The organism is Salmonella sp. FC25216 (assembly GCF_057751355.1).
Genome location: NZ_JBDGON010000001.1, coordinates 151,232 through 171,291, shown reverse-complemented (window position 1 = coordinate 171,291; position 20,060 = coordinate 151,232). Strand labels below are relative to the sequence as shown.

15 protein-coding genes, 1 pseudogene and 1 riboswitch are annotated in these 20,060 nt (G+C 55.1%); of the genes and pseudogenes, 5 read left to right on the top strand and 11 right to left on the bottom strand.

Translation table 11 applies throughout. The features are described from left to right. Positions 1-5: 5 nt before the first annotated feature. The gene (gene rapA, locus AC3G3F_RS00745; protein WP_063390115.1) at positions 6-2,912 is read right to left on the bottom strand and encodes an RNA polymerase-associated protein RapA; all 2,907 of its coding nucleotides are present in this window, start codon (positions 2,910-2,912) and stop codon (positions 6-8) included. A gap of 174 nt (positions 2,913-3,086) precedes the next feature. Beyond that, positions 3,087-5,438: a DNA polymerase II gene (gene polB, locus AC3G3F_RS00740; protein ID WP_053508842.1), complete on the bottom strand. Its 2,352-nt coding sequence runs from the start codon at positions 5,436-5,438 to the stop codon at positions 3,087-3,089. A gap of 657 nt (positions 5,439-6,095) precedes the next feature. On the opposite strand from polB, the gene AC3G3F_RS00735 reads away from it, so the two are divergent. Beyond that, on the top strand, positions 6,096-6,515 hold the full coding sequence (locus AC3G3F_RS00735) for a DUF4751 family protein (protein ID WP_053508840.1): 420 nt from the start codon (positions 6,096-6,098) through the stop codon (positions 6,513-6,515). A gap of 5 nt (positions 6,516-6,520) precedes the next feature. On the opposite strand, the gene araD is transcribed toward AC3G3F_RS00735, so the two are convergent. The 4 genes and pseudogenes from araD to araB all read right to left on the bottom strand — a co-directional run bounded on the left by araD (position 6,521) and on the right by araB (position 10,536). Next, entirely contained in the window at positions 6,521-7,216 is a 696-nt protein-coding gene (gene araD / locus AC3G3F_RS00730) for an L-ribulose-5-phosphate 4-epimerase (RefSeq protein ID WP_053508838.1), read from the bottom strand. A gap of 14 nt (positions 7,217-7,230) precedes the next feature. Continuing rightward, a pseudogene (locus AC3G3F_RS00725) lies at positions 7,231-7,308 on the bottom strand (hypothetical protein); the annotation flags it as partial. 5 nt (positions 7,309-7,313) lie between these two features. Beyond that, entirely contained in the window at positions 7,314-8,816 is a 1,503-nt protein-coding gene (araA, locus tag AC3G3F_RS00720; RefSeq protein WP_070801425.1) for an L-arabinose isomerase, read from the bottom strand. Between the two features lie 10 nt (positions 8,817-8,826). Then, a complete protein-coding gene (gene araB / locus AC3G3F_RS00715) occupies positions 8,827-10,536 on the bottom strand; it encodes a ribulokinase (RefSeq protein ID WP_070801426.1) in 1,710 nt (569 codons plus the stop codon). A gap of 340 nt (positions 10,537-10,876) precedes the next feature. Here araB and araC point away from each other — a divergent pair, with 340 nt between their 5' ends. Both araC and AC3G3F_RS00705 read left to right on the top strand, forming a co-directional pair. After that, entirely contained in the window at positions 10,877-11,722 is an 846-nt protein-coding gene (gene araC, locus AC3G3F_RS00710; protein ID WP_023245690.1) for an arabinose operon transcriptional regulator AraC, read from the top strand. Between the two features lie 118 nt (positions 11,723-11,840). Continuing rightward, a complete protein-coding gene (locus tag AC3G3F_RS00705) occupies positions 11,841-12,608 on the top strand; it encodes a DedA family protein (RefSeq protein WP_023245691.1) in 768 nt (255 codons plus the stop codon). A gap of 103 nt (positions 12,609-12,711) precedes the next feature. Here the strand turns inward: AC3G3F_RS00705 and thiQ are convergent, their stop codons facing one another. The 4 genes from thiQ to sgrR all read right to left on the bottom strand — a co-directional run bounded on the left by thiQ (position 12,712) and on the right by sgrR (position 17,799). Next, positions 12,712-13,410, bottom strand: coding sequence for a thiamine ABC transporter ATP-binding protein ThiQ (gene thiQ / locus AC3G3F_RS00700; RefSeq protein WP_023245692.1), 699 nt, complete (start codon positions 13,408-13,410; stop codon positions 12,712-12,714). Further along, entirely contained in the window at positions 13,394-15,004 is a 1,611-nt protein-coding gene (gene thiP, locus AC3G3F_RS00695; protein WP_023245693.1) for a thiamine/thiamine pyrophosphate ABC transporter permease ThiP, read from the bottom strand. The genes thiQ and thiP overlap by 17 nt, the downstream gene beginning before the upstream one ends. Continuing rightward, positions 14,980-15,963, bottom strand: a complete 984-nt coding sequence (gene thiB / locus AC3G3F_RS00690) for a thiamine ABC transporter substrate binding subunit (protein WP_488394283.1) — start codon at positions 15,961-15,963, stop codon at positions 14,980-14,982. Before thiB ends, thiP begins: the two co-directional genes overlap by 25 nt. A gap of 31 nt (positions 15,964-15,994) precedes the next feature. Further along, a riboswitch (TPP riboswitch) is annotated at positions 15,995-16,094 on the bottom strand. A gap of 46 nt (positions 16,095-16,140) precedes the next feature. Next, entirely contained in the window at positions 16,141-17,799 is a 1,659-nt protein-coding gene (gene sgrR / locus AC3G3F_RS00685) for an HTH-type transcriptional regulator SgrR (RefSeq protein WP_023245695.1), read from the bottom strand. A 92-nt stretch (positions 17,800-17,891) separates the two neighbouring features. Here sgrR and sgrT point away from each other — a divergent pair, with 92 nt between their 5' ends. Then, positions 17,892-18,014, top strand: a complete 123-nt coding sequence (sgrT, locus tag AC3G3F_RS00680; RefSeq protein ID WP_023245696.1) for a glucose uptake inhibitor SgrT — start codon at positions 17,892-17,894, stop codon at positions 18,012-18,014. 118 nt (positions 18,015-18,132) lie between these two features. Further along, positions 18,133-19,311, top strand: coding sequence for a sugar efflux transporter (locus AC3G3F_RS00675; RefSeq protein ID WP_023245697.1), 1,179 nt, complete (start codon positions 18,133-18,135; stop codon positions 19,309-19,311). Positions 19,312-19,449: 138 nt separating this feature from the next. Here the strand turns inward: AC3G3F_RS00675 and leuD are convergent, their stop codons facing one another. Continuing rightward, complete coding sequence (leuD, locus tag AC3G3F_RS00670; RefSeq protein WP_023245698.1) at positions 19,450-20,055, bottom strand: 3-isopropylmalate dehydratase small subunit; 606 nt, start codon at positions 20,053-20,055, stop codon at positions 19,450-19,452. Positions 20,056-20,060: the final 5 nt, after the last annotated feature.

The following is a 20,060-nucleotide window of genomic DNA, read 5'->3' as shown; positions in this document are numbered from 1 at the left end:
CTCCGTTATTGGTGCGTGACGACGATAAGACGCAGCGCGTCCAGACGCCAACCTGCCTGATTCAGGCTTTCCAGCACCTGTTGACGGTTACTGTCGATAGCGGCAAGTTCGTCGTCGCGAATGTTCGGGTTGACGGCGCGCAACGCTTCCAGACGCGACAGTTCCCCGGACAGTTTTTCATCCGCCTCGCGACGTGCGTTATCAATCAGCGCTCTGGCGGACTTTTCAATCTGAGTCTCGCCCAGTTGCAAAATGGCGTGGACGTCCTGTTGAACGGCGTTAACCAGTTTGCTGCCGGTGTGGCGATTAACGGCGCTTAGCTGACGGTTGAAGGTTTCAAACTCGACCTGGGCGGCCAGGTTGTTACCGTTTTTATCTAACAGCATACGTACCGGCGTCGGCGGCAGGAAGCGGTTCAGTTGTAGCTGTTTCGGCGCTTGCGCTTCCACGACGTAAATCAGTTCGACCAGCAGCGTGCCGACCGGCAGCGCTTTATTCTTCAACAGCGAAATGGTGCTACTGCCGGTGTCGCCGGAGAGGATCAGATCCAGCCCGTTACGGATGAGCGGATGTTCCCAGGTAATAAACTGCGCATCTTCGCGAGACAGGGCTACGTCACGTTCAAACGTGATAGTACAGCCGTCTTCCGGCAGACCGGGGAAATCCGGTACCAGCATGTGGTCGGACGGCGTTAGCACGATCAGGTTGTCGCCGCGATCGTCCTGGTTAATGCCGACGATATCGAACAGGTTCATGGCGAACGCGATCAGGCTGGTGTCGTCGTCCTGTTCTTCAATGCTTTGTGCAAGCTGTTGGGCTTTTTCTCCGCCGTTGGAGTGGATCTCCAGCAGGCGGTCGCGCCCCTGTTCTAACTGGGCTTTTAGCGCTTCATGTTGCTCGCGGCAGGACTTGATCAGATCGTCAAACCCGTCGGTTTCTTCAGGCGCCCCCAGATAGTTAATCAGACTGGCGTAGGCTGAATCATAAATAGCGCGACCGGTCGGGCAGGTGTGCTCAAAGGCGTCCAGCCCTTCGTGATACCAGCGAACCAGCACCGACTGGGCGGTTTTTTCCAGGTACGGGACGTGAATCTGGATATCATGCGCCTGGCCGATACGATCCAGACGACCAATACGCTGTTCCAGCAGATCCGGGTTAAACGGCAAGTCGAACATCACCAGATTGCTGGCAAACTGGAAGTTACGTCCTTCGGAGCCGATTTCGGAACATAACAGCACCTGCGCGCCGGTATCTTCTTCGGCGAACCAGGCGGCGGCGCGGTCGCGTTCGATAATCGACATGCCCTCATGGAACACGGCGGCGCGGATGCCTTCGCGTTCGCGCAGCACCTGCTCCAGTTGTAACGCGGTGGTCGCCTTGGCGCAGATCACCAGCACTTTTTGCGAACGATGGCTGGTCAGATAGCCCATCAGCCACTCAACGCGCGGGTCGAAGTTCCACCAGGTGCCGGTATCGCCTTCGAACTCCTGATAAATTTGTTCCGGATAGAGCATATCGCGGGCGCGATCTTCCGCGCTTTTACGCGCGCCCATAATGCCGGAGACCTTAATGGCAGTCTGATACTGGGTCGGCAACGGCAGTTTTACCGTATGCAGTTCACGTTTCGGGAACCCCTTGACGCCGTTACGGGTGTTGCGGAACAGAACGCGGCTGGTGCCGTGGCGATCCATCAGCATCGACACCAGCTCCTGACGGGCGGCCTGCGCGTCGTCGCGATCGCTATTAGCCGCCTGCAACAGCGGTTCGATATCCTGTTCGCCGATCAGATCGCCCAGCCTGTTCAGTTCGTTGTTGCTGAGCTTATTGCCTGCCAGCAGCATGGCCACCGCATCGGCGACAGGGCGGTAGTTTTTCTGTTCTTCGACAAACTGTTCGAAATCGTGGAAACGGTTCGGATCGAGCAGGCGCAGACGGGCGAAATGGCTTTCCATCCCCAGTTGTTCCGGCGTGGCGGTCAGCAGCAGCACGCCCGGCACGCGTTCGGCTAACTGTTCGATGGCCATATATTCACGGCTCGGCGCATCGATGCTCCACACCAGATGGTGCGCTTCGTCGACCACCAGTAAATCCCACTCGGCGTCGCACAAATGTTCCAGACGCTGCTTATTACGGCGGGCGAAATCCAGCGAGCAGATCACCAGTTGTTCGGTTTCAAACGGGTTATACGCGTCGTGCTGCGCTTCGGTATAGCGTTCGTCATCAAACAGCGCGAAGCGCAGGTTGAAACGGCGCAGCATTTCTACCAGCCACTGGTGTTGCAGGGTTTCCGGAACGATGATCAATACGCGTTCCGCCGCGCCTGATAACAACTGTTGATGCAGAATCATCCCGGCTTCAATGGTTTTCCCTAAGCCCACTTCGTCCGCCAGCAGCACGCGCGGCGCGTGGCGACGACCAACATCATGAGCGATATTAAGCTGATGCGGGATCAGATTGGTCCGCTGGCCGCGCAGGCCACTGTACGGCATACGGTACTGCTCGCTCTGAAATTTACGGGCGCGATAGCGCAGCGCGAACCGATCCATTCGATCGATTTGACCGGCGAACAGACGATCCTGGGGCTTACTGAAAACCAACTTGCTGTCGAGCAGAACTTCGCGCAACGTCACATTGGTCTCTTCGGTATCCAGTCGGGTGCCGACATAGGCAAGCAGGCCATTTTCTTCTTTTACTTCATCAATATGTAGCTGCCAGCCTTCATGGCTTGTAATCGTATCGCCAGGGTTGAACATGACGCGGGTCACGGGAGAATCACTGCGCGCATACAGACGGTTTTCCCCTGTGGATGGGAAAAGTAAGGTGACGGTTCGCGCATCCATCGCAACAACGGTTCCAAGTCCCAGTTCGCTTTCTGTATCGCTGATCCAGCGTTGACCAAGTGTAAAAGGCATATTTTGTTAGGCTCTATATCTTTGATTGCAGGCATTACTCGTCATACCCAGGCGATAGCGCTGGATAATTGCAAGTATACGACCCCGCTACCAGGCTAATGTGGTAGTGGCGTTAATTAGGTCCAGGAATGGAAAGGGCGCTATGGTACTGGAAGGCGGCGCTTTCGTCACGCGTCAAAATAGCCCCAGTTGCCCGGTCAGTAGTGTAGCAAAATTATCCTCAATGAAGGGAAGAATTCCTTCCGCCACGGGTTGTAGCTGGCGGGTAAGATAGTGTTCGTAATCCAGCGGCGACTGCTGGTAATCCACAGGCTCGGGGCCATTAACGGTCCAGACATATTTTATGGCGCCGCGATTCTGATACTGCGCCGGACGCCCCCGCTTCAGGTTTTGTTCATCCGCCAGCCGGGCGGCGCGTACGTGCGGCGGGACGTTACGCTGGTACTCATGTAAAGGGCGGCGTAGACGCTTACGATAAACCAGTTGCGCGTCCAGTTCGCCCGCCATCAGTTTATCGATAGTCTCGCGCACATAGTCCTGATAAGGTTCATTGCGAAAAACGCGCAGATACAGCTCTTGCTGAAAGCGCTGCGCCAGCGGCGTCCAGTCGGTCCGCACCGTTTCCAGACCTTTAAATACCATGCGCTGGCTGTCGCCTTCCTGAATCAGGCCCGCGTAGCGTTTTTTACTGCCGGTATCCGCGCCGCGGATGGTCGGCATCAGAAAACGGCAAAAGTGGGTTTCAAACTCCAGTTCCAGCGCGCTGGTCAAATTTTGCTGTTGTAACGTTTGTGCCCACCATTCATTCACGTGACGCACCAGCATATGCCCGATTTTCGCTGCGTCTGCTTCTGAATGCGCGCGCCGAAGCCAGACGAAAGTCGAATCGGTATCGCCATAAATCACGTCATAACCCTGCGCCTCAATCAGCGCTTTGGTCTGGCGCATAATCGCATGGCCGCGCATGGTGATTGACGACGCCAGACGGGGATCGAAAAAGCGGCAGGCCGTGGTGCCGAGTACGCCATAAAAGGCATTCATAATGATTTTAAGCGCCTGCGAGAGCGGTTTATTGCCCTGACGTTTGGCTTCATCGCGCCCGTGCCAGATTTGGCTAACAATTTCCGGCAGGCAGTGTTTTTCTCGTGAAAACCAGGCGTCAAGGAAACCTTCGGTACTGTGTTCCGGATTCGGCTGCGCCATGCCTTCGACCAGCCCGACCGGATCAATCAAAAACGTGCGGATAATTGACGGGTACAGGCTTTTATAATCCAGCACCAGTACCGAATCGTATAATCCGGGTTGTGAATCCATCACGTAACCGCCGGGGCTTGCCAGCGGCGGCACTTCGCCGAGATTGGGCGCGACATAGCCGGCGCGGTGCATTCGCGGAAAATAAAGATGCCCGAATGCGGCGACCGAACCGCCGTGGCGATCGACCGGCAGGCCGTTGATCGTCGCGCGCTCCAGCAAAAACGGCATGATTTCGGTTTTATGGAAAATTCGCGTGACCAGCTCGCAGTCTTTCAGGTTGTAGGTGGCGAGGGCGGGTTTATCCTGGGCAAAGCGACGATCGATCTCATCCATACGATCCCAGGGATGATCAATGGATTTACCTTCTCCGAGCAGTTCCTGCGAGACGGCTTCCAGCGAAAAAGACGAAAAATTCCAGAATGCGGATTTAAGTGCATCAATACCATCGATAATGACTCGCCCTCTGGCCTGGGCGAAAAAAACGCCGTTTTTAAAGCCATGTTCGCGCCACTCCAGTTCGCTATTGTCTCGTCCCAGCCGTAAAGGGGTGCGGTAGCGTTCGGCATGTTTTTGCAGCATACGCAGGTCGAACTGCACAACGTTCCAGCCGATGATGACGTCAGGATCATGTTCGGCAAACCAGGCGTTGAGTTTTTCCAGCAACTGCGGGCGGCTGGCGACATACACAAGCTCGAAGTCCAGTTGGCGGTCATCGCCATTCGCCGGACCAAGCATATAAACAATACGCTGACCGCAGCCTTCCAGACCAATGCAATACAGTTCGCCGTGTCGCGTGGTTTCGATATCCAGCGAGACCCATTTTAGCGGCGGTCGATAGTCGGGATGGGGTTTAAGACGCGCATTGCGGACAACGCCGTTGCGCATCTCGCCGTCCACCCAAACGGGCGAAGTAATAAAGCGTTCCATCAGGTAACGTTCCGGCGGCCGTACATCCGCTTCATAAACGGTGACGCCGTTTTCGCGCAGCAGTTTCTCCATCCGCATAAGCTGGCGATGAGTGCGGCAATACAGGCCGGATACCGGCTGGCGATGAAAGTCTCGCAACTGGAGCGGCGTCAGGCGATAGTCTTTTTCCGCCTGTAGCAGCGAGGCGGCGCGAGAGGTCTGGCTGGTCGGAATAAACGCCACGGACTCCTGCGGCGCCAGAGTCGCCTGCAAAGGGCCGTTGTCTGTTGCCAGCCAGAAAGAGACTTCAGTCCCTTGCGGCGTATCCCGCCAGTGCCGGGTTAAAATGAAACCTGCCTGCGCCACGCTGATTACCTGTCTAAAAAATTCACGCTCATTATAACCTGGTTTAGGGTGAAACACTGTTATTTTGTACAGGCATATAACGTAAAAGTCGGTATTCGTGGAAGAACGATCGCTGCGTTGATGATGTCGTGGTATTTCATGAATGAATTCGTTCCCCGTGATGGGTGTAATGAATATTTTAACGGTAAAAGGACTACTGGCGTCAGATATTTGTGCTGGCGTATGTTTATCAATACGATGATGCTGGTGTATACAGTAGATGTCATTATTCTATAACTGCTAATTTTGAATCATGCTTATTTACAGTTTTTATCTATAGGTTGACTGTTTTGTGTCAAGTCTGTTTTCAGATATTTAGTGTTTTTCAGAATAGTGCTTGTTCGAATCTGTTACTTATTTCTCGGATTAATAAAAAAGCGATATTTTTGTTTGTGTTAATTAATGAAAAATGTAAGAGTTTTATTTGAAGTATCCGCGCTGCCAGGTTGAAATATAATATTTCAATTGACCGCTATGGTTAAGTAAAAAATGGATTACAGTGCGAATTCGTCGGGAACTCTCTGCATAATTTACTTTTTATTTTAGAATATGACTTTATTTTCACTTCCAGGTGCGGATGTTTTCATCAAAATTTGTGGTACTCGGGAATTATCTTTTATGAATGTGAATATGCAGGCATGTCTGGTGGGGAACGACCACTATCTTTTCGTCAATACTCAACGCGCCAACCCTTCCATAAAAACCGTGAGTCGATTTTTTGAGTATAAAACATGGACAGATCAGATTTGGCGTACCGAAATTATTGAAAACGGCAATGCTTTTTTTCACTGGCAAGGACACGACAGAAAAAACGGACATCGGGATACCATTATTAACTATCTGCTAAATGGGCAACGCTGGCGGTCAACAATCGAGGATTATATTTTCTTCCATGCGCTGGAAGGAAAAGTGTTGCAGGGACATTATGATAATATTATTGAATATGTGAGCTCTGATAATTACGTCTATCAAAGCGCATTTGCTGAATATATCACCGACCAGATTCATCAACGCGCCCCAAATGGAACGCGTCTTTAGGGACATTACTGCCCGTAATAGGCTTTTGCGCCGTGTTTGCGTAAATAATGTTTATCCAGAAGGGATTGCTGCATGTCGGGTAACTGCGGTGCAAGCTGGCGGCAGAAGATCCCCATATAGGCCACTTCTTCCAGCACGATGGCGTTATGCACTGCATCCTCGGCATTTTTACCCCAGGCAAACGGGCCGTGTGAATGGACAAGCACGCCGGGCATTTGAGCGGCGTCAATGCCGTGTTTTTCAAAGGCTTCGACAATGATATTGCCCGTTTCCCACTCATACTCGCCATTAATTTCCGCGTCAGTCATTTTGCGGGTGCAGGGAATCGTACCGTAGAAATAGTCGGCGTGGGTGGTGCCCGTCGCCGGAATCGACTGACCCGCCTGCGCCCAGATAGTCGCGTGGCGCGAATGGGTGTGCACAATGCCGCCGATAGTCGGAAATGACTGGTACAACAGACGGTGGGTTGGCGTATCGGACGAAGGTTTCTTATTACCCTCAACGACTTCACCGGTCTCCAGGCTGACCACTACCATATCGTCAGCGGTCATGACGCTATAATCGACGCCGGACGGCTTAATCACCAATACGCCGCGTTCGCGATCGACGGCGCTGACGTTACCCCAGGTAAGGGTGACCAGGTTGTGTTTTGGCAGTGCCAGGTTGGCTTCCAGTACCTGGCGTTTGAGATCTTCTGGCATGTTGACTCCTGTGTGCCGGATGGCGGCATAAACGCCTTATCCGGTCTACGAATTTCTGTGTGCCGGATAAGCGCAGCGCCATCCGGCAACAACGTCACTAACGTTTTAAGCCGTAATACACTTCGTTCCAGCGCAGCGCGTCTTTAAAGCCAGGCAGGCGAGTCTCGTTATCAATCACCGCGATTTCGATATCGTGTATTTCTGCGAACTGGCGCATATCGTTCAGATCCAGCGCGTGGCTGAAGACGGTATGGTGCGCGCCGCCAGCCAGAATCCACGCTTCGGAGGCGGTCGGCAGATCCGGCTGCGCCTTCCACAGCGCGTTAGCCACCGGCAGTTTCGGCAGATCGTGCGGCGTTTTCACGGTATCGATGCAGTTGACCAGCAGGCGATAACGATCGCCGAGGTCGATCAGGCTGGCGACGATCGCCGGGCCGGTTTGGGTATTGAAAATCAGACGTGCCGGATCTTCCTTGCCGCCAATGCCGAGGTGCTGGACGTCGAGGATCGGTTTCTCTACTACCGCGATGGACGGACACACCTCCAGCATGTGCGCGCCGAGCACCAGATCGTTGCCTTTCTCGAAGTGGTAGGTGTAATCCTCCATAAATGAGGTGCCGCCCTGCAGACCAGTTGACATCACTTTCATAATGCGAAGCAGAGCGGCGGTTTTCCAGTCGCCTTCGCCCGCAAAGCCGTAGCCCTGCTGCATCAGACGCTGTACGGCCAGACCCGGAAGCTGTTTCAGACCGTGTAAATCTTCAAAGGTAGTGGTGAATGCGTGGAAGCCGCCCTGTTCCAGGAAACGCTTCATACCGAGTTCAATACGCGCCGCTTCCCGCACGTTCTGGCGTTTATCGCCGTGGAGCTGGGTGGCGGGCGTCAGGGTATAGCTGCTTTCGTACTCGTCAATCAGAGCGTTGATATCGCCGTCGCTGATGGAATTCACCACCTGTACCAGATCGCCGACCGCCCAGGTATTGACCGAAAAGCCAAATTTTATTTGCGCGGCTACTTTATCACCGTCAGTCACCGCGACTTCACGCATATTGTCGCCGAAACGGCAGACTTTTAGCTGACGGGTATCTTGTTTAGAGACCGCCTGGCGCATCCAGGCGCCGATACGTGTATGGGCCTCTTTGTCCTGCCAGTGACCGGTGACGACCGCGTGCTGCTGGCGCATCCGCGCGCCGATAAAACCGAACTCGCGGCCGCCGTGCGCGGTCTGGTTCAGATTCATAAAGTCCATATCGATGCTGTCCCACGGCAGGGCGGCGTTAAATTGGGTATGGAATTGCAGCAGCGGTTTGTTAAGGATACTCAGCCCGTTGATCCACATTTTGGCCGGGGAGAAGGTGTGCAGCCAGACCACCAGCCCCGCGCAGCGATCGTCATAATTGGCGTCACGACAAATGGCGGTAATCTCATCCGGCGAGGTGCCCAGCGGTTTTAATACCAGTTTACATGGCAGTTTGGCTTCGGTATTCAGCGCGTTTACCACATGCCCGGCATGTTGAGTGACCTGACGCAAGGTCTCTGCTCCATACAAATGCTGGCTGCCAATCACAAACCATACTTCATAATTATCAAAAATCGTCATTGTTGTGTCCTTAATGAGTCAGGATTGCCTGATTCGCCGGGGTGGTTGGCGCCGGCGCGGCTGTCGGAAGATAATGTTGTTCTGCGCTTAGCGCCCACTGTTGGTAACGGCGGTAAAGCTGCTCGAAGCGTTGCGCCTGTTCAGGGCGGGGGTGCAGAGTGCGTTCTACCGCGCTCGCCATGCTTTGCTGGGCGGTGGGAATATCGGCATGTACTTTCGCGGCGACGGCGGCAAAGATAGCGGCGCCTAATGCGCAGCACTGGTCGGAAGCGACGATCTGCAACGGACGATTCAGTACGTCGCAGCAGGCCTGCATAATGACCTGATTTTTACGGGCGATGCCGCCAAGCGCCATCACGTTATTGACCGCGATACCCTGATCGGTAAAACACTCCTGAATGGCGCGCGCGCCGAAGGCGGTCGCGGCGATCAGACCGCCAAACAGCGCCGGAGCGTCGGTGGCGAGATTGAGATCGGTAATCACGCCTTTCAGACGCTGGTTGGCGTTCGGCGTGCGGCGGCCATTGAACCAGTCGAGCACCACAGGCAGGTGGTCCAGCGACGGATTTTTCGCCCACGCGTCGGTCAGGGCAGGCAGTAGTTGCTTTTGGCTGGCGTTAATCTGATCTTTTAGTTCCGGATGCTGCGCGGCAAGCTGTGCCAGCGGCCAACTGAGTACGCGACCAAACCAGGCGTAGATATCGCCGAAAGCGGACTGGCCCGCTTCCAGACCGATAAAGTTTGGCACCACGCTGCCGTCAACCTGACCGCAAATCCCTTTCACGGCGCGATCCCCGACGCTCTGTTTATCCGCAATCAGAATGTCGCAGGTTGAGGTGCCTATCACTTTCACCAGCGCATTGGGTTGCGCGCCTGCGCCGACCGCGCCCATATGACAGTCGAACGCGCCGCCGGAAATCACCACGCTTTCCGGCAGGCTGAGGCGCTGTGCCCATTCAGCGCACAGATTGCCCACAGGCAGATCGGCGGTGAAGGTTTCGCTAAATAACGGGTAGTGCAGATGACGGTTAATACATGGATCGAGCTCATCAAAGAAGCTCACGGGCGGCAGACCGCCCCAGCTTCCATGCCACAGTGATTTGTGCCCGGCGCTACAGCGACCACGGCGGATATCCTGCGGACGAGTGGTGCCGGAAAGTAACGCTGGCACCCAGTCACACAGTTCAACCCACGACACGGCGGCCTGCGCGACGGCGCTATCCTGACGGGTGACGTGCAGAATCTTCGCCCAGAACCATTCGCTGGAGTAAATACCGCCAATATAGCGGGAGTAGTTGACCTTACCTGGCCTATGGCACAGACGGGTGATTTCGTCGGCCTCTTCCACCGCGGTGTGATCTTTCCACAGCACAAACATCGCATTTGGGTTCTCGGCGAACTCCGGACGCAGCGCCAGGACGTTACCGTCGGCGTCAATTGGCGCTGGCGTAGAGCCGGTACTGTCAACGCCAATGCCAACGACATTGGCGCGTTGCGCGGCGCTTAATTGTGCCACAACGGCTTTCAGCGCGGCCTCCATTGATTCTATGTAGTCGCGCGGATGATGACGGAACTGGTTGTTCGGGCCGTCGCAATAACGGCCTTCTTGCCAGCGCGGATACCACTCTACGCTGGTGGCGATCTCGTCGCCGGTGGCGCAGTCCACTGCCAGAGCGCGCACTGAATCACTGCCAAAATCGAGGCCAATTGCAATTGCCATCGTCTTACTCCATCCAGAAAAACAGGTATGGAGAAACAGTAGAGAGTCGCGGCAAAAACCGTCAGGCAGGAACCGCTAATCTTATGGACAAAAATGCTAATGCTTTGCAAAGTGTGACGCTGTGCAAATATTCAATGTGGACATTCCAGCCATAGTTATAGACACTTCTGTTACTTAATTTTATCGCCTGCACTGTACGCTTTTGTTACAAAGCGCTCTTCACAAGCGGGGTTGATGCGTGCTTTCATCAAGCACAAGGTCTTGCGGAGACGTAAGCTCTGTCGTCCTGGTCAATATGGACAATTTGTTTCTTCTTTGAACATCGGGGGGTAGAGAAATAATGGCTGAAACGCAAAATGATCCGCTATTGCCGGGATATTCATTTAATGCCCATCTGGTCGCCGGGCTGACGCCGATTGAAGCGAATGGATATCTGGATTTTTTTATCGATCGTCCGCTGGGCATGAAGGGATATATTCTTAACCTGACCATCCGCGGAGAGGGCGTCATTAATAATAATGGCGAGAAGTTTGTCTGTCGGCCTGGCGATATACTATTGTTTCCGCCAGGCGAGATTCATCACTATGGACGTCATCCGGACGCCAGCGAGTGGTATCACCAGTGGGTTTACTTCCGGCCTCGCGCCTACTGGCAGGAGTGGCTTGCCTGGCCGACAATCTTTGCCCAGACAGGGTTTTTCCGCCCGGACGAGGCGCGCCAGCCGCATTTCAGCGAACTGTTCGGGCAGATCATCAGCGCCGGGCAAGAGGAAGGTCGCTATTCTGAGCTACTGGCGATCAATTTGCTGGAACAGTTGCTGCTCAGACGTATGGCGGTAATTAATGAGTCGTTGCATCCGCCGATGGATAGCCGTGTGCGCGATGCCTGCCAGTATATCAGCGACCATCTGGCGGACAGCCATTTCGATATCGCCAGCGTCGCCCAACATGTCTGCCTGTCGCCCTCCCGGTTGTCGCATCTGTTCCGTCAGCAGTTAGGCATTAGCGTATTGAGCTGGCGCGAAGATCAGCGTATCAGTCAGGCAAAACTCCTGCTTAGTACCACGCGAATGCCGATAGCGACCGTCGGGCGCAATGTTGGATTTGACGACCAGCTCTATTTTTCGCGGGTATTTAAAAAATGCACCGGGGCAAGTCCTAGCGAGTTCAGGGCCGGATGTGAATAAAAAGTGAATGATGTGTCCACAAAGGTGTCATAAGTCGTAACTATTCAGATAATTGACGGCTTGACGAAGAGGGGCGGGGTAAGCAGAATCCCTGCTTCATCACGCTGACGGACACACTATGCAAGCACTGCTGGAACACTTTATCACCCAATCCACGCTGTATTCGCTTATCGCCGTGTTGCTGGTTGCCTTCCTGGAATCGCTGGCGCTGGTGGGGTTGATTTTACCCGGCACGGTGCTGATGGCGGGGCTGGGGGCGCTTATCGGCAGCGGCGAGCTCAATTTTTGGCATGCCTGGCTGGTGGGCATTATCGGCTGTCTGATGGGCGACTGGATTTCGTTCTGGCTGGGGTGGCGCTTTAAAAAGCCGCTACACCGCTGGTCTTTTATGAAAAAGAACAAGTCGCTGCTGGATAAAACCGAACACGCGCTGCATCAGCACAGTATGTTCACGATCCTGGTCGGACGTTTTGTCGGGCCAACGCGGCCGCTGGTACCGATGGTGGCAGGGATGCTGGATCTTCCCGTGGCGAAATTTATTGTGCCGAACTTGATTGGCTGTTTGCTGTGGCCGCCGTTTTATTTCCTGCCGGGCATTCTGGCTGGCGCCGCCATTGATATCCCCGCCGATCAACAAAGCGGCAGCTTCAAATGGCTATTGCTGGCGACCGCATTGTTATTATGGATTGGCGGTTGGTTGTGCTGGCGATGGTGGCGCAGCGGCAAAGCGGCGACCGATCGACTCGCGGCGTTTTTACCGCGCACCCGTCTGTTATGGCTGGCGCCGATGGCATCTGGCGTGGGGGTTATTGCGCTGGTGGTGCTGGTTCGCCATCCGCTGATGCCGGTGTATATTGATATTCTTCACAAGGTCGTCGGCTTCTGATAACGCTGTTCCACTCGCCGGGAGCTTGTAGGCCGGATAAGGTGTTAATGCCGCCATCCGGCATTGTGGGGCCTGATGGCGCTGCGCTTAGCGAGTCGCACGATCAGCCGTTAATCCCCAGCAACGCTGAGGCGCTGGCTCGTCCGCTGAGTAATTCTGTCGTCTTTCCCTGCCACGCGATACGCCCGTCGGCCACGACAATGGCGCGTGACGCGATCCGCGCCGCATCTTCCACGCTGTGCGAGACCATCAACAGCGTGAGCTGTCGCTCGCGGCAGATATCGCTGACCAACGTCAGCATCTCCTGGCGCAGCGCGGGATCGAGCGCCGAGAACGGTTCATCCAGCAGTAGCATCGGCTGTTCACGTACCAGGCAGCGCGCCAGCGCTACCCGCTGACGCTGGCCGCCGGACAGTTCGCCCGGCAAACGCGTCATCAGACTCTCAATGCCCATCTGACGTGCGATGGCGTCCCGTTTTTCCCGCTGGCTGGCGTTGAGCGTTAACCCGGGATTTAGCCCCAGACCGATATTTTGCTGCACATTCAGATGGCTGAATAAATTATTCTCCTGAAACAGCATTGAGACCGGACGGCGTGAGGGCGGCGTAAGCGTATGATCCTCGCCTGCAATCAGTAGCGTACCGCGGGCAGGGGTGAGAAAACCGGCAATTAAATTCAGCAGAGTGCTTTTCCCCGCGCCGCTGGGGCCAAGAATCGCCACCTGCTCGCCGCGTTCTACCGCCAGCGTAAAACGCATCGGCAAATGATGGTAAAGCCAGGTGATATCAATCAGTTTTAGCATGTCGGCCCGGTAGTTTCTCTATGAGGGTAAATAGCGTAAAGCAGAGCAGCAACAGTATCAGCGCGGTCACCGCGCCGTCCTGGCCACGGTAGGAGCCGATCTGTTGATACAGATAAAACGGCAGCGTGCGGAAATTGTCGTTGCCGAAAAGCGCGACGACGCCAAAATCACCGATAGAAAGTACGCAGGCAAACGCCAGCGCTTGCGCCAGTGGACGTTTCAGTGCTCGCAGCTCCACGATCTTTAACCGCGACCAGCCTTCAATTCCTAATGACTGGCACAGCATTCCGTAACGGGCGGTAACATCGCGCATTGGGTTTTCCAGGACTTTTAGCGCGTAGGGGATCGCCATGAGCGCATTGGTGAAAATCACGATGCCGTCGGCGGATTCCGGTAAGCCGAGGCTATTATTGAGCAATAAAAAGAAGCCCGTCGCCAGCACGATCCCCGGCATCGCGAGGATCAACATCCCGCTGAGTTCCAGCGTTTGTCCGGCGAATACCTGCTGGCGTTGGCGTAATTCGCGGCTACTCCACAGCAGCATCATGGTCAGTACCACACACAGAATGCCCGCCGCCAGCGCAATGCGTAGTGATGTCCAGACAGCCTGCCACAGAATAGGTTGCGCCAGCACCTCCGGCAGGCTGCGGTTGACGCCATCGACCACCACGGCGACCAGCGGCGGAAGCAGCAGCAGCAGCGCCAACACGATTAATAAGGCGTCCGTCAGACGGCTGTGGAGACGATCGTCAGGATCGCGCCAGCCCTGCGTCAGCGTCATCCCCGGCGCAATCGCTTTGCTTAACCGCTGGCTTAGCAGCACCAGCGCCAGGCAGCAGACCATCTGGATTAATGCCAGCATCGCCGCGCGGGCGGGATCGTAGTCATAACTGAGCGCCTGATAGATAGCCAGTTCGATAGTGGTGGCCTGCGGGCCGCCGCCGAGTGACAGGACCGTCGCAAAACTGGCGAAGCAGAGCATAAAAATCAGCGCCGCGACGGGCGGAATTTGGCGGCGCAGCCACGGCCATTCGACAAAACGGAAAAAATGCCAGCCGCGCATACCGAGCTGGGCGGCGAGCTGGCGCTGCTCGCCGGGAATGCTTTCCAAAGATTGCAGCAACAAGCGGCTCGCCATTGGCAGATTAAAAAAGACGTGCGCCAGTAAAATGCCCTGCAAGCCGTAGGGGGAGAATGTCCACTGAAGCCCCAGCATCTGCCACAGCGAGGCCAGCCAGCCCTGGCGGCCATACACGCTAAGAATGCCGAACACGGCAACCAGTACCGGCAGAATCAGCGTCATGGCGCACAGACGCAGCAGTGCCAGACGTCCAGGAAAACGGCGTCGATAAAGCGCGCGGGCGAGAAAAACCGCCGGGACCACAGACAGCACCGCGGACAGAAACGCCTGCCAGAATGAGAAGCGCACCACATGCCACAGGTAGCTATCCCGCCAGATTGTCGACCATGCGCCCGACGGCGTGCTCAGCCAAAGCGCCAGAAAGGCCGCCAGAGCGACGGTTATCATCAGCGCGGCGGCGCACAGCCCCGGAATTAGCCAGCCGGGAATTAACGGCTGACGGCGCGTTGCCATTCGCTAATCCATGCCTGGCGTTGTGCTGCAACCTGCTGCGGCGTGAATTCCAGCGTTGTGGCGGGTTTTACCAATGATTCAAACCCTGCCGGTAAGGCGACGTCCGCTACCGGGTACATCCAGTTGCCGGTTGGTATGGCGTTCTGAAACGCTGGAGAAACCATAAATTTGAGGAATTTCTCCGCCAGTTCCGGCTGCTTACTGGAGACGGTACGCGCCGCTACTTCTACCTGTAAGTAATGACCTTCGCTGAAGTTCGCGGCGGCGTAATTGTCCTTCTTCTCTTCAATAATGTGATATGCCGGCGAGGTGGTGTAACTGAGCACCAAATCGCTTTCACCTTTCAGAAATAAACCGTAGGCTTCGCTCCAGCCTTTCGTCACCGTGACCGTTTTGGCCGCCAGTTTTTGCCAGGCCTGCGGCGCGTTATCGCCATAGACTTTGTGCATCCACAGTAATAGCCCCAGCCCTGGCGTACTGGTACGCGGGTCCTGATAAATCACCCGCCATTTTTGATCGCTCTCGACCAGTTCTTTCAGGCTTTTCGGCGGATTTTTCAGCTTGCTTTTATCGTAGACAAAGGCGAAATAGCCGTAATCGAACGGAACAAATGTGTCGTTTTTCCAGCCGCCGGGCACCTTGACCGCCTCATTCGCCACGCCGCTTTTAGCAAAGAGTTTAGTTTGCGTAGCCGCTTCCAGCAGATTGTTGTCCAGCCCCAACACCACATCGGCTTTGCTGTTCTTCCCCTCCATCCGCAGGCGGTTGAGCAGCGAAACGCCATCCTCCAGCGCCACCAGTTTTAGCTCGCAGTTACAGTCGGCTTCAAACGCTTTTTTCACCGCCGGGCCTGGCCCCCAGTCGGCGGCGAACGAGTCGTAGGTATAGACGGTGAGAATGGGTTTGGCGAAGGCAGGCGCCGCGCACAGGAGTAAAAGCGGAAGATATTTTTTTAACACTTTGCACCTCAGTTAAAGAGTGGCAAAGGACTTGAGAGGTAGCCTCAAATCCCTTCGCCGGCATTATCCGGATCAGGTTCGACGGGTATTTTCTCAGCGCACGCACGGGCGCGGCACCCCGTTGAGTTCGGCGTTAGTGTAGTGATTTTGTTGCCGGGCAGCAATCAAGAGCTGGCGTTAAGGATCTGGCGGCGCAAACCACGCCGATTTAAAATCAAACCAGCCGAGGGTATTCATACGCAGCCCGCGCATACTGCGCTGTCCCTGGATAATCAGCCAGTGGTGGATCAGCGGCACAATCGCTTTGCAGGCCAGCAGTTGCTGGCACCAGTTTGCCAGGTTCATTTCGCCAGCGCGCCACTGCGCGGCGTCGCCCTGCCAGTCGCGCGGAATACAGTTCTGCAAGAGCGGTACTTCGCACAGGTGCGCGAACAACGAGAAATCCAGCGGCAGAGTAAAGTTAGCGCTATTGAGCCAGATATCGCTTTCGATCTCGCCGGCGTGCCATTGATCGTAGTCGATCTCCTGAATATGCAGATGCACCTGATGCTCAGCCAGAAGCGCGCTCATGATACGGGCGATAACCCGGTGCTCAATGTGTTCGCGATAGAAGGTCAGCGTGAGGGTTTCCAGCCCGGCGGGTTTTTCGCCTGGGCCTGGATGGGCGTGATGCCAGCGCGGTAAAAGCCCATAGGCAGGGAACCAGAGCTGCTGTAGTGGCTCATCGGCATGATAGAGTAAATTGGTGGGGGAGAGGACATGGCTCACCCATTCTCTGACCTGTGGATGCGCGCCGCGCGGCGTTCTGGCGTCGAATAGCAGATAATAGCACCCCTCTTCCAGACGGCTTTCTATCGCTTTTTCACCACCTTGTATCGGCCCTTCCAGCATCAAGCCGCAGGCCGGTTCTTCACTGATATCCGGCAGTACCCAGACGTTCACTTCGTCTATCAACGCCCGATAGCCGAAGTAGTCATCAAAGGCGAGTATCTTGAGCTGGTTTGGCGTATTACGCCGCACGGCATAAGGCCCGGTGCCGATAGGGTGGCTGGCGAAATTAGTCAGCGTTTCCCACTCCCGTGGCAAAACCATCGCCGGGACCTGGCCCAGCAGCCACGGCAACCATCGATCCGGCTGGGAAAGATGAATATCCAGCGTCCACGCGGTAGGGGAGTCTATCTTTGTAATGTGCGAGTAAAGCGGAAGCGTATTGATACGCGTCAGCGAGGCGATGACATCTTCCATCTCCAGTTCGCGACCATGATGAAAATGAATGCCGGGGCGCAGGTAGAAGCGCCACAGTAAAGGGGAAATTTGCTGCCAGTGGTGCGCAATGTCCGCTTCCAGTTCCCCGTTTTCCTCATTTACCCGCGTGAGCGAACTGAAAATCTGCCGGGCAATATGGGTTTCCGAGCGACGTAATGCGGTTCCCGGCAGGAGATTGTGCATCGGGCGATAGTAAAGAACCCGCAGAATATGCCGCCCCTGGCGGAAGCTGCGTCCCAGATGGGAAATCAGCATTTGCCTGACGGCGCTTTTATCGCCAACCAGTTGTACCAGTTGATCGATTCGATCTTGTTCCAGTAGGTCTTCCGCTCGCTGCTGTTGTAGCGCCAGTCCGGTATACAGGAACGTCAGACGCGAACGCTTTCCGCGTCCAACCTCCGCTTCCCATGTTAGCCAGCCGCGCGCCTGCATCGTATTTAGCAGCGTACGCATATGGCGACGGGAACAGTTCAGCAGATCCGCCAGCTCATTAAGCGTGGTGTCTTGCGTTTTACCGTCACAACATTGCCAGAGACGGATAAATTGTTGTTGCAGGCGACCTGAGGGCATAAAAGGGGAACTCCGATGAAAAACTCAGCAATTTTATTATCCCTATATTAGGCCAATAATACCTTTCGATGAAGCAAGAGGAAGAGGTCGCTATGTACCAGTTCTGGTTGAGATATTTTGCCGCGACGGAAAAAACGTCCTGGCTGGTTTGCCTGAGCGCGCCGCAACGCTTAAAAATGCTCGCAGAACTGATGCAGTGGGAGGCGACCGATTGAAGCCAATTGCAGACATCATGTGTGACTGAGTATTGGTGTAGGCTATAGCCTAAAATCACCCGCCAGCAGATAATACCTGCTGGCTTTTTTTATTTCGGCTGCGCTTAAAGGACTTACTATGCTCTGGATTACGACGATGGGACGGCGTCTCAACGGGATTTATGCGGCGTTTATGCTGGTCGCTTTTATGATGGGCGTCGCTGGCGCGCTTCAGGCGCCGACGTTAAGCCTGTTTCTTAGTCGCGAAGTGGGCGCGCAGCCGTTTTGGGTGGGGCTATTTTATACCGTCAACGCCATTGCCGGGATTGGGGTCAGTCTGGCGCTAGCGAAACGCTCAGATAGCCGCGGCGATCGCCGTAAGCTGATTATGTTTTGCTGTCTGATGGCGATCGGCAACGCGTTATTGTTTGCTTTTAATCGTCATTATTTAACCTTAATTACCTGCGGCGTACTGCTGGCGTCGCTGGCCAATACCGCCATGCCGCAACTGTTTGCGCTGGCGCGGGAGTATGCCGATAGTTCGGCGCGCGAAGTGGTGATGTTTAGTTCGGTGATGCGCGCCCAGCTTTCGCTGGCGTGGGTGATCGGCCCGCCGCTGGCCTTTATGCTGGCGCTGAATTACGGATTCACCGTCATGTTCTCTATTGCCGCCGTTATTTTTGCCGTCAGCCTGGTTCTGATTGCCCTGATGCTGCCTTCGGTGGCACGCGTCGAACAACCGGTCGATGCGCCGCTCGCTCAGATAAACGGCTGGCAGGATAGAAATGTGCGTATGTTGTTTATCGCCTCCACATTGATGTGGACCTGCAATACCATGTACATCATTGATATGCCGCTATGGATAAGCGTTGAGCTGGGTCTGTCGGATAAACTGGCCGGCGTATTGATGGGCACGGCGGCAGGGCTGGAGATTCCGGCAATGATTCTGGCCGGTTTTTATGTGAAGCGCTTTGGCAAGCGGCGGATGATGATTGCCGCCGTGGCGGCGGGCGTGCTGTTTTATGTCGGTTTGCTCTTTTTTCACAGCCGGACGGCGCTGCTGTTGTTGCAACTTTTTAATGCGGTATTTATTGGCATTGTCGCCGGGATTGGAATGCTGTGGTTTCAGGATTTGATGCCAGGCAGGGCAGGGGCTGCCACGACGCTTTTCACCAATAGCATTTCAACGGGCGTTATTCTGGCGGGCGTGATTCAGGGCGCGGTGGCGCAAAGCTTCGGCCATTTTGCCGTTTACTGGGTGATTGCGGCGATTTCTGTGGTCACGCTGGTCATGACCGGGCGAGTAAAAGACGTATAAAAAATGCCGGAATATCCCCTGGCGTTAGCGACCGATGACCACCCCGAAGCCTGATGGCACTACGCTTATCAGGCCTACAGGATATAGTGGCAACCTGGTGATATTGCATAACCTGTAGGCCAGGTAAGGCGTCAAGGATTACCGCATAAACGCTGGTTGTTTATTTTCGTAGGCGGCAATCGCATCTTCGTGTTGCAGCGTCAGCCCAATGCTGTCCAGACCGTTCATCATACAGTGGCGGCGGAAGGCGTCGATCTCAAAGGGATAACGTTTGTCGCCGGCTTTCACGACCTGCGCTGCCAGATCCACCTCAAAATGAATCCCCGGATTAGCCTGCACCAGCGCAAACAGCTCGTTCACCTCTTCTTCGTTTAACTTCACCGGCAGCAGTTGGTTGTTAAAGCTATTGCCGTAGAAAATGTCGGCGAAGCTCGGCGCGATCACCACTTTAAAACCGTAGTCGGTCAGCGCCCACGGGGCATGTTCGCGCGACGAGCCGCAGCCGAAGTTTTCCCGCGCCAGCAGAATAGACGCGCCTTGATATTCCGGGAAGTTCAGGACGAATGCCGGATTAGGCTGCTGACCCTGTTCGTCCAGAAAACGCCAGTCGTTAAAGAGGTGCGCGCCAAAACCGGTACGCGTTACCTTCTGCAAAAACTGCTTGGGGATAATGGCGTCAGTATCGACGTTGGCGGCATCCAGTGGGACAACCAGGCCTGTATGTTGGATAAATTTTTCTGCCATGATTG

What these genes read in the sequence shown, in the direction of transcription:
- rapA (WP_063390115.1), bottom strand. Translation starts at nt 2,912, where the DNA reads ATGCCTTTTACACTTGGTCAACGCTGGATCAGCGATACAGAAAGCGAA.
- AC3G3F_RS00735 (WP_053508840.1), top strand. Translation starts at nt 6,096, where the DNA reads ATGAATGTGAATATGCAGGCATGTCTGGTGGGGAACGACCACTATCTT.
- araD (WP_053508838.1), bottom strand. Translation starts at nt 7,216, where the DNA reads ATGCCAGAAGATCTCAAACGCCAGGTACTGGAAGCCAACCTGGCACTG.
- araA (WP_070801425.1), bottom strand. Translation starts at nt 8,816, where the DNA reads ATGACGATTTTTGATAATTATGAAGTATGGTTTGTGATTGGCAGCCAG.
- araB (WP_070801426.1), bottom strand. Translation starts at nt 10,536, where the DNA reads ATGGCAATTGCAATTGGCCTCGATTTTGGCAGTGATTCAGTGCGCGCT.
- araC (WP_023245690.1), top strand. Translation starts at nt 10,877, where the DNA reads ATGGCTGAAACGCAAAATGATCCGCTATTGCCGGGATATTCATTTAAT.
- AC3G3F_RS00705 (WP_023245691.1), top strand. Translation starts at nt 11,841, where the DNA reads ATGCAAGCACTGCTGGAACACTTTATCACCCAATCCACGCTGTATTCG.
- thiQ (WP_023245692.1), bottom strand. Translation starts at nt 13,410, where the DNA reads ATGCTAAAACTGATTGATATCACCTGGCTTTACCATCATTTGCCGATG.
- thiP (WP_023245693.1), bottom strand. Translation starts at nt 15,004, where the DNA reads ATGGCAACGCGCCGTCAGCCGTTAATTCCCGGCTGGCTAATTCCGGGG.
- sgrR (WP_023245695.1), bottom strand. Translation starts at nt 17,799, where the DNA reads ATGCCCTCAGGTCGCCTGCAACAACAATTTATCCGTCTCTGGCAATGT.
- sgrT (WP_023245696.1), top strand. Translation starts at nt 17,892, where the DNA reads ATGTACCAGTTCTGGTTGAGATATTTTGCCGCGACGGAAAAAACGTCC.
- AC3G3F_RS00675 (WP_023245697.1), top strand. Translation starts at nt 18,133, where the DNA reads ATGCTCTGGATTACGACGATGGGACGGCGTCTCAACGGGATTTATGCG.
- leuD (WP_023245698.1), bottom strand. Translation starts at nt 20,055, where the DNA reads ATGGCAGAAAAATTTATCCAACATACAGGCCTGGTTGTCCCACTGGAT.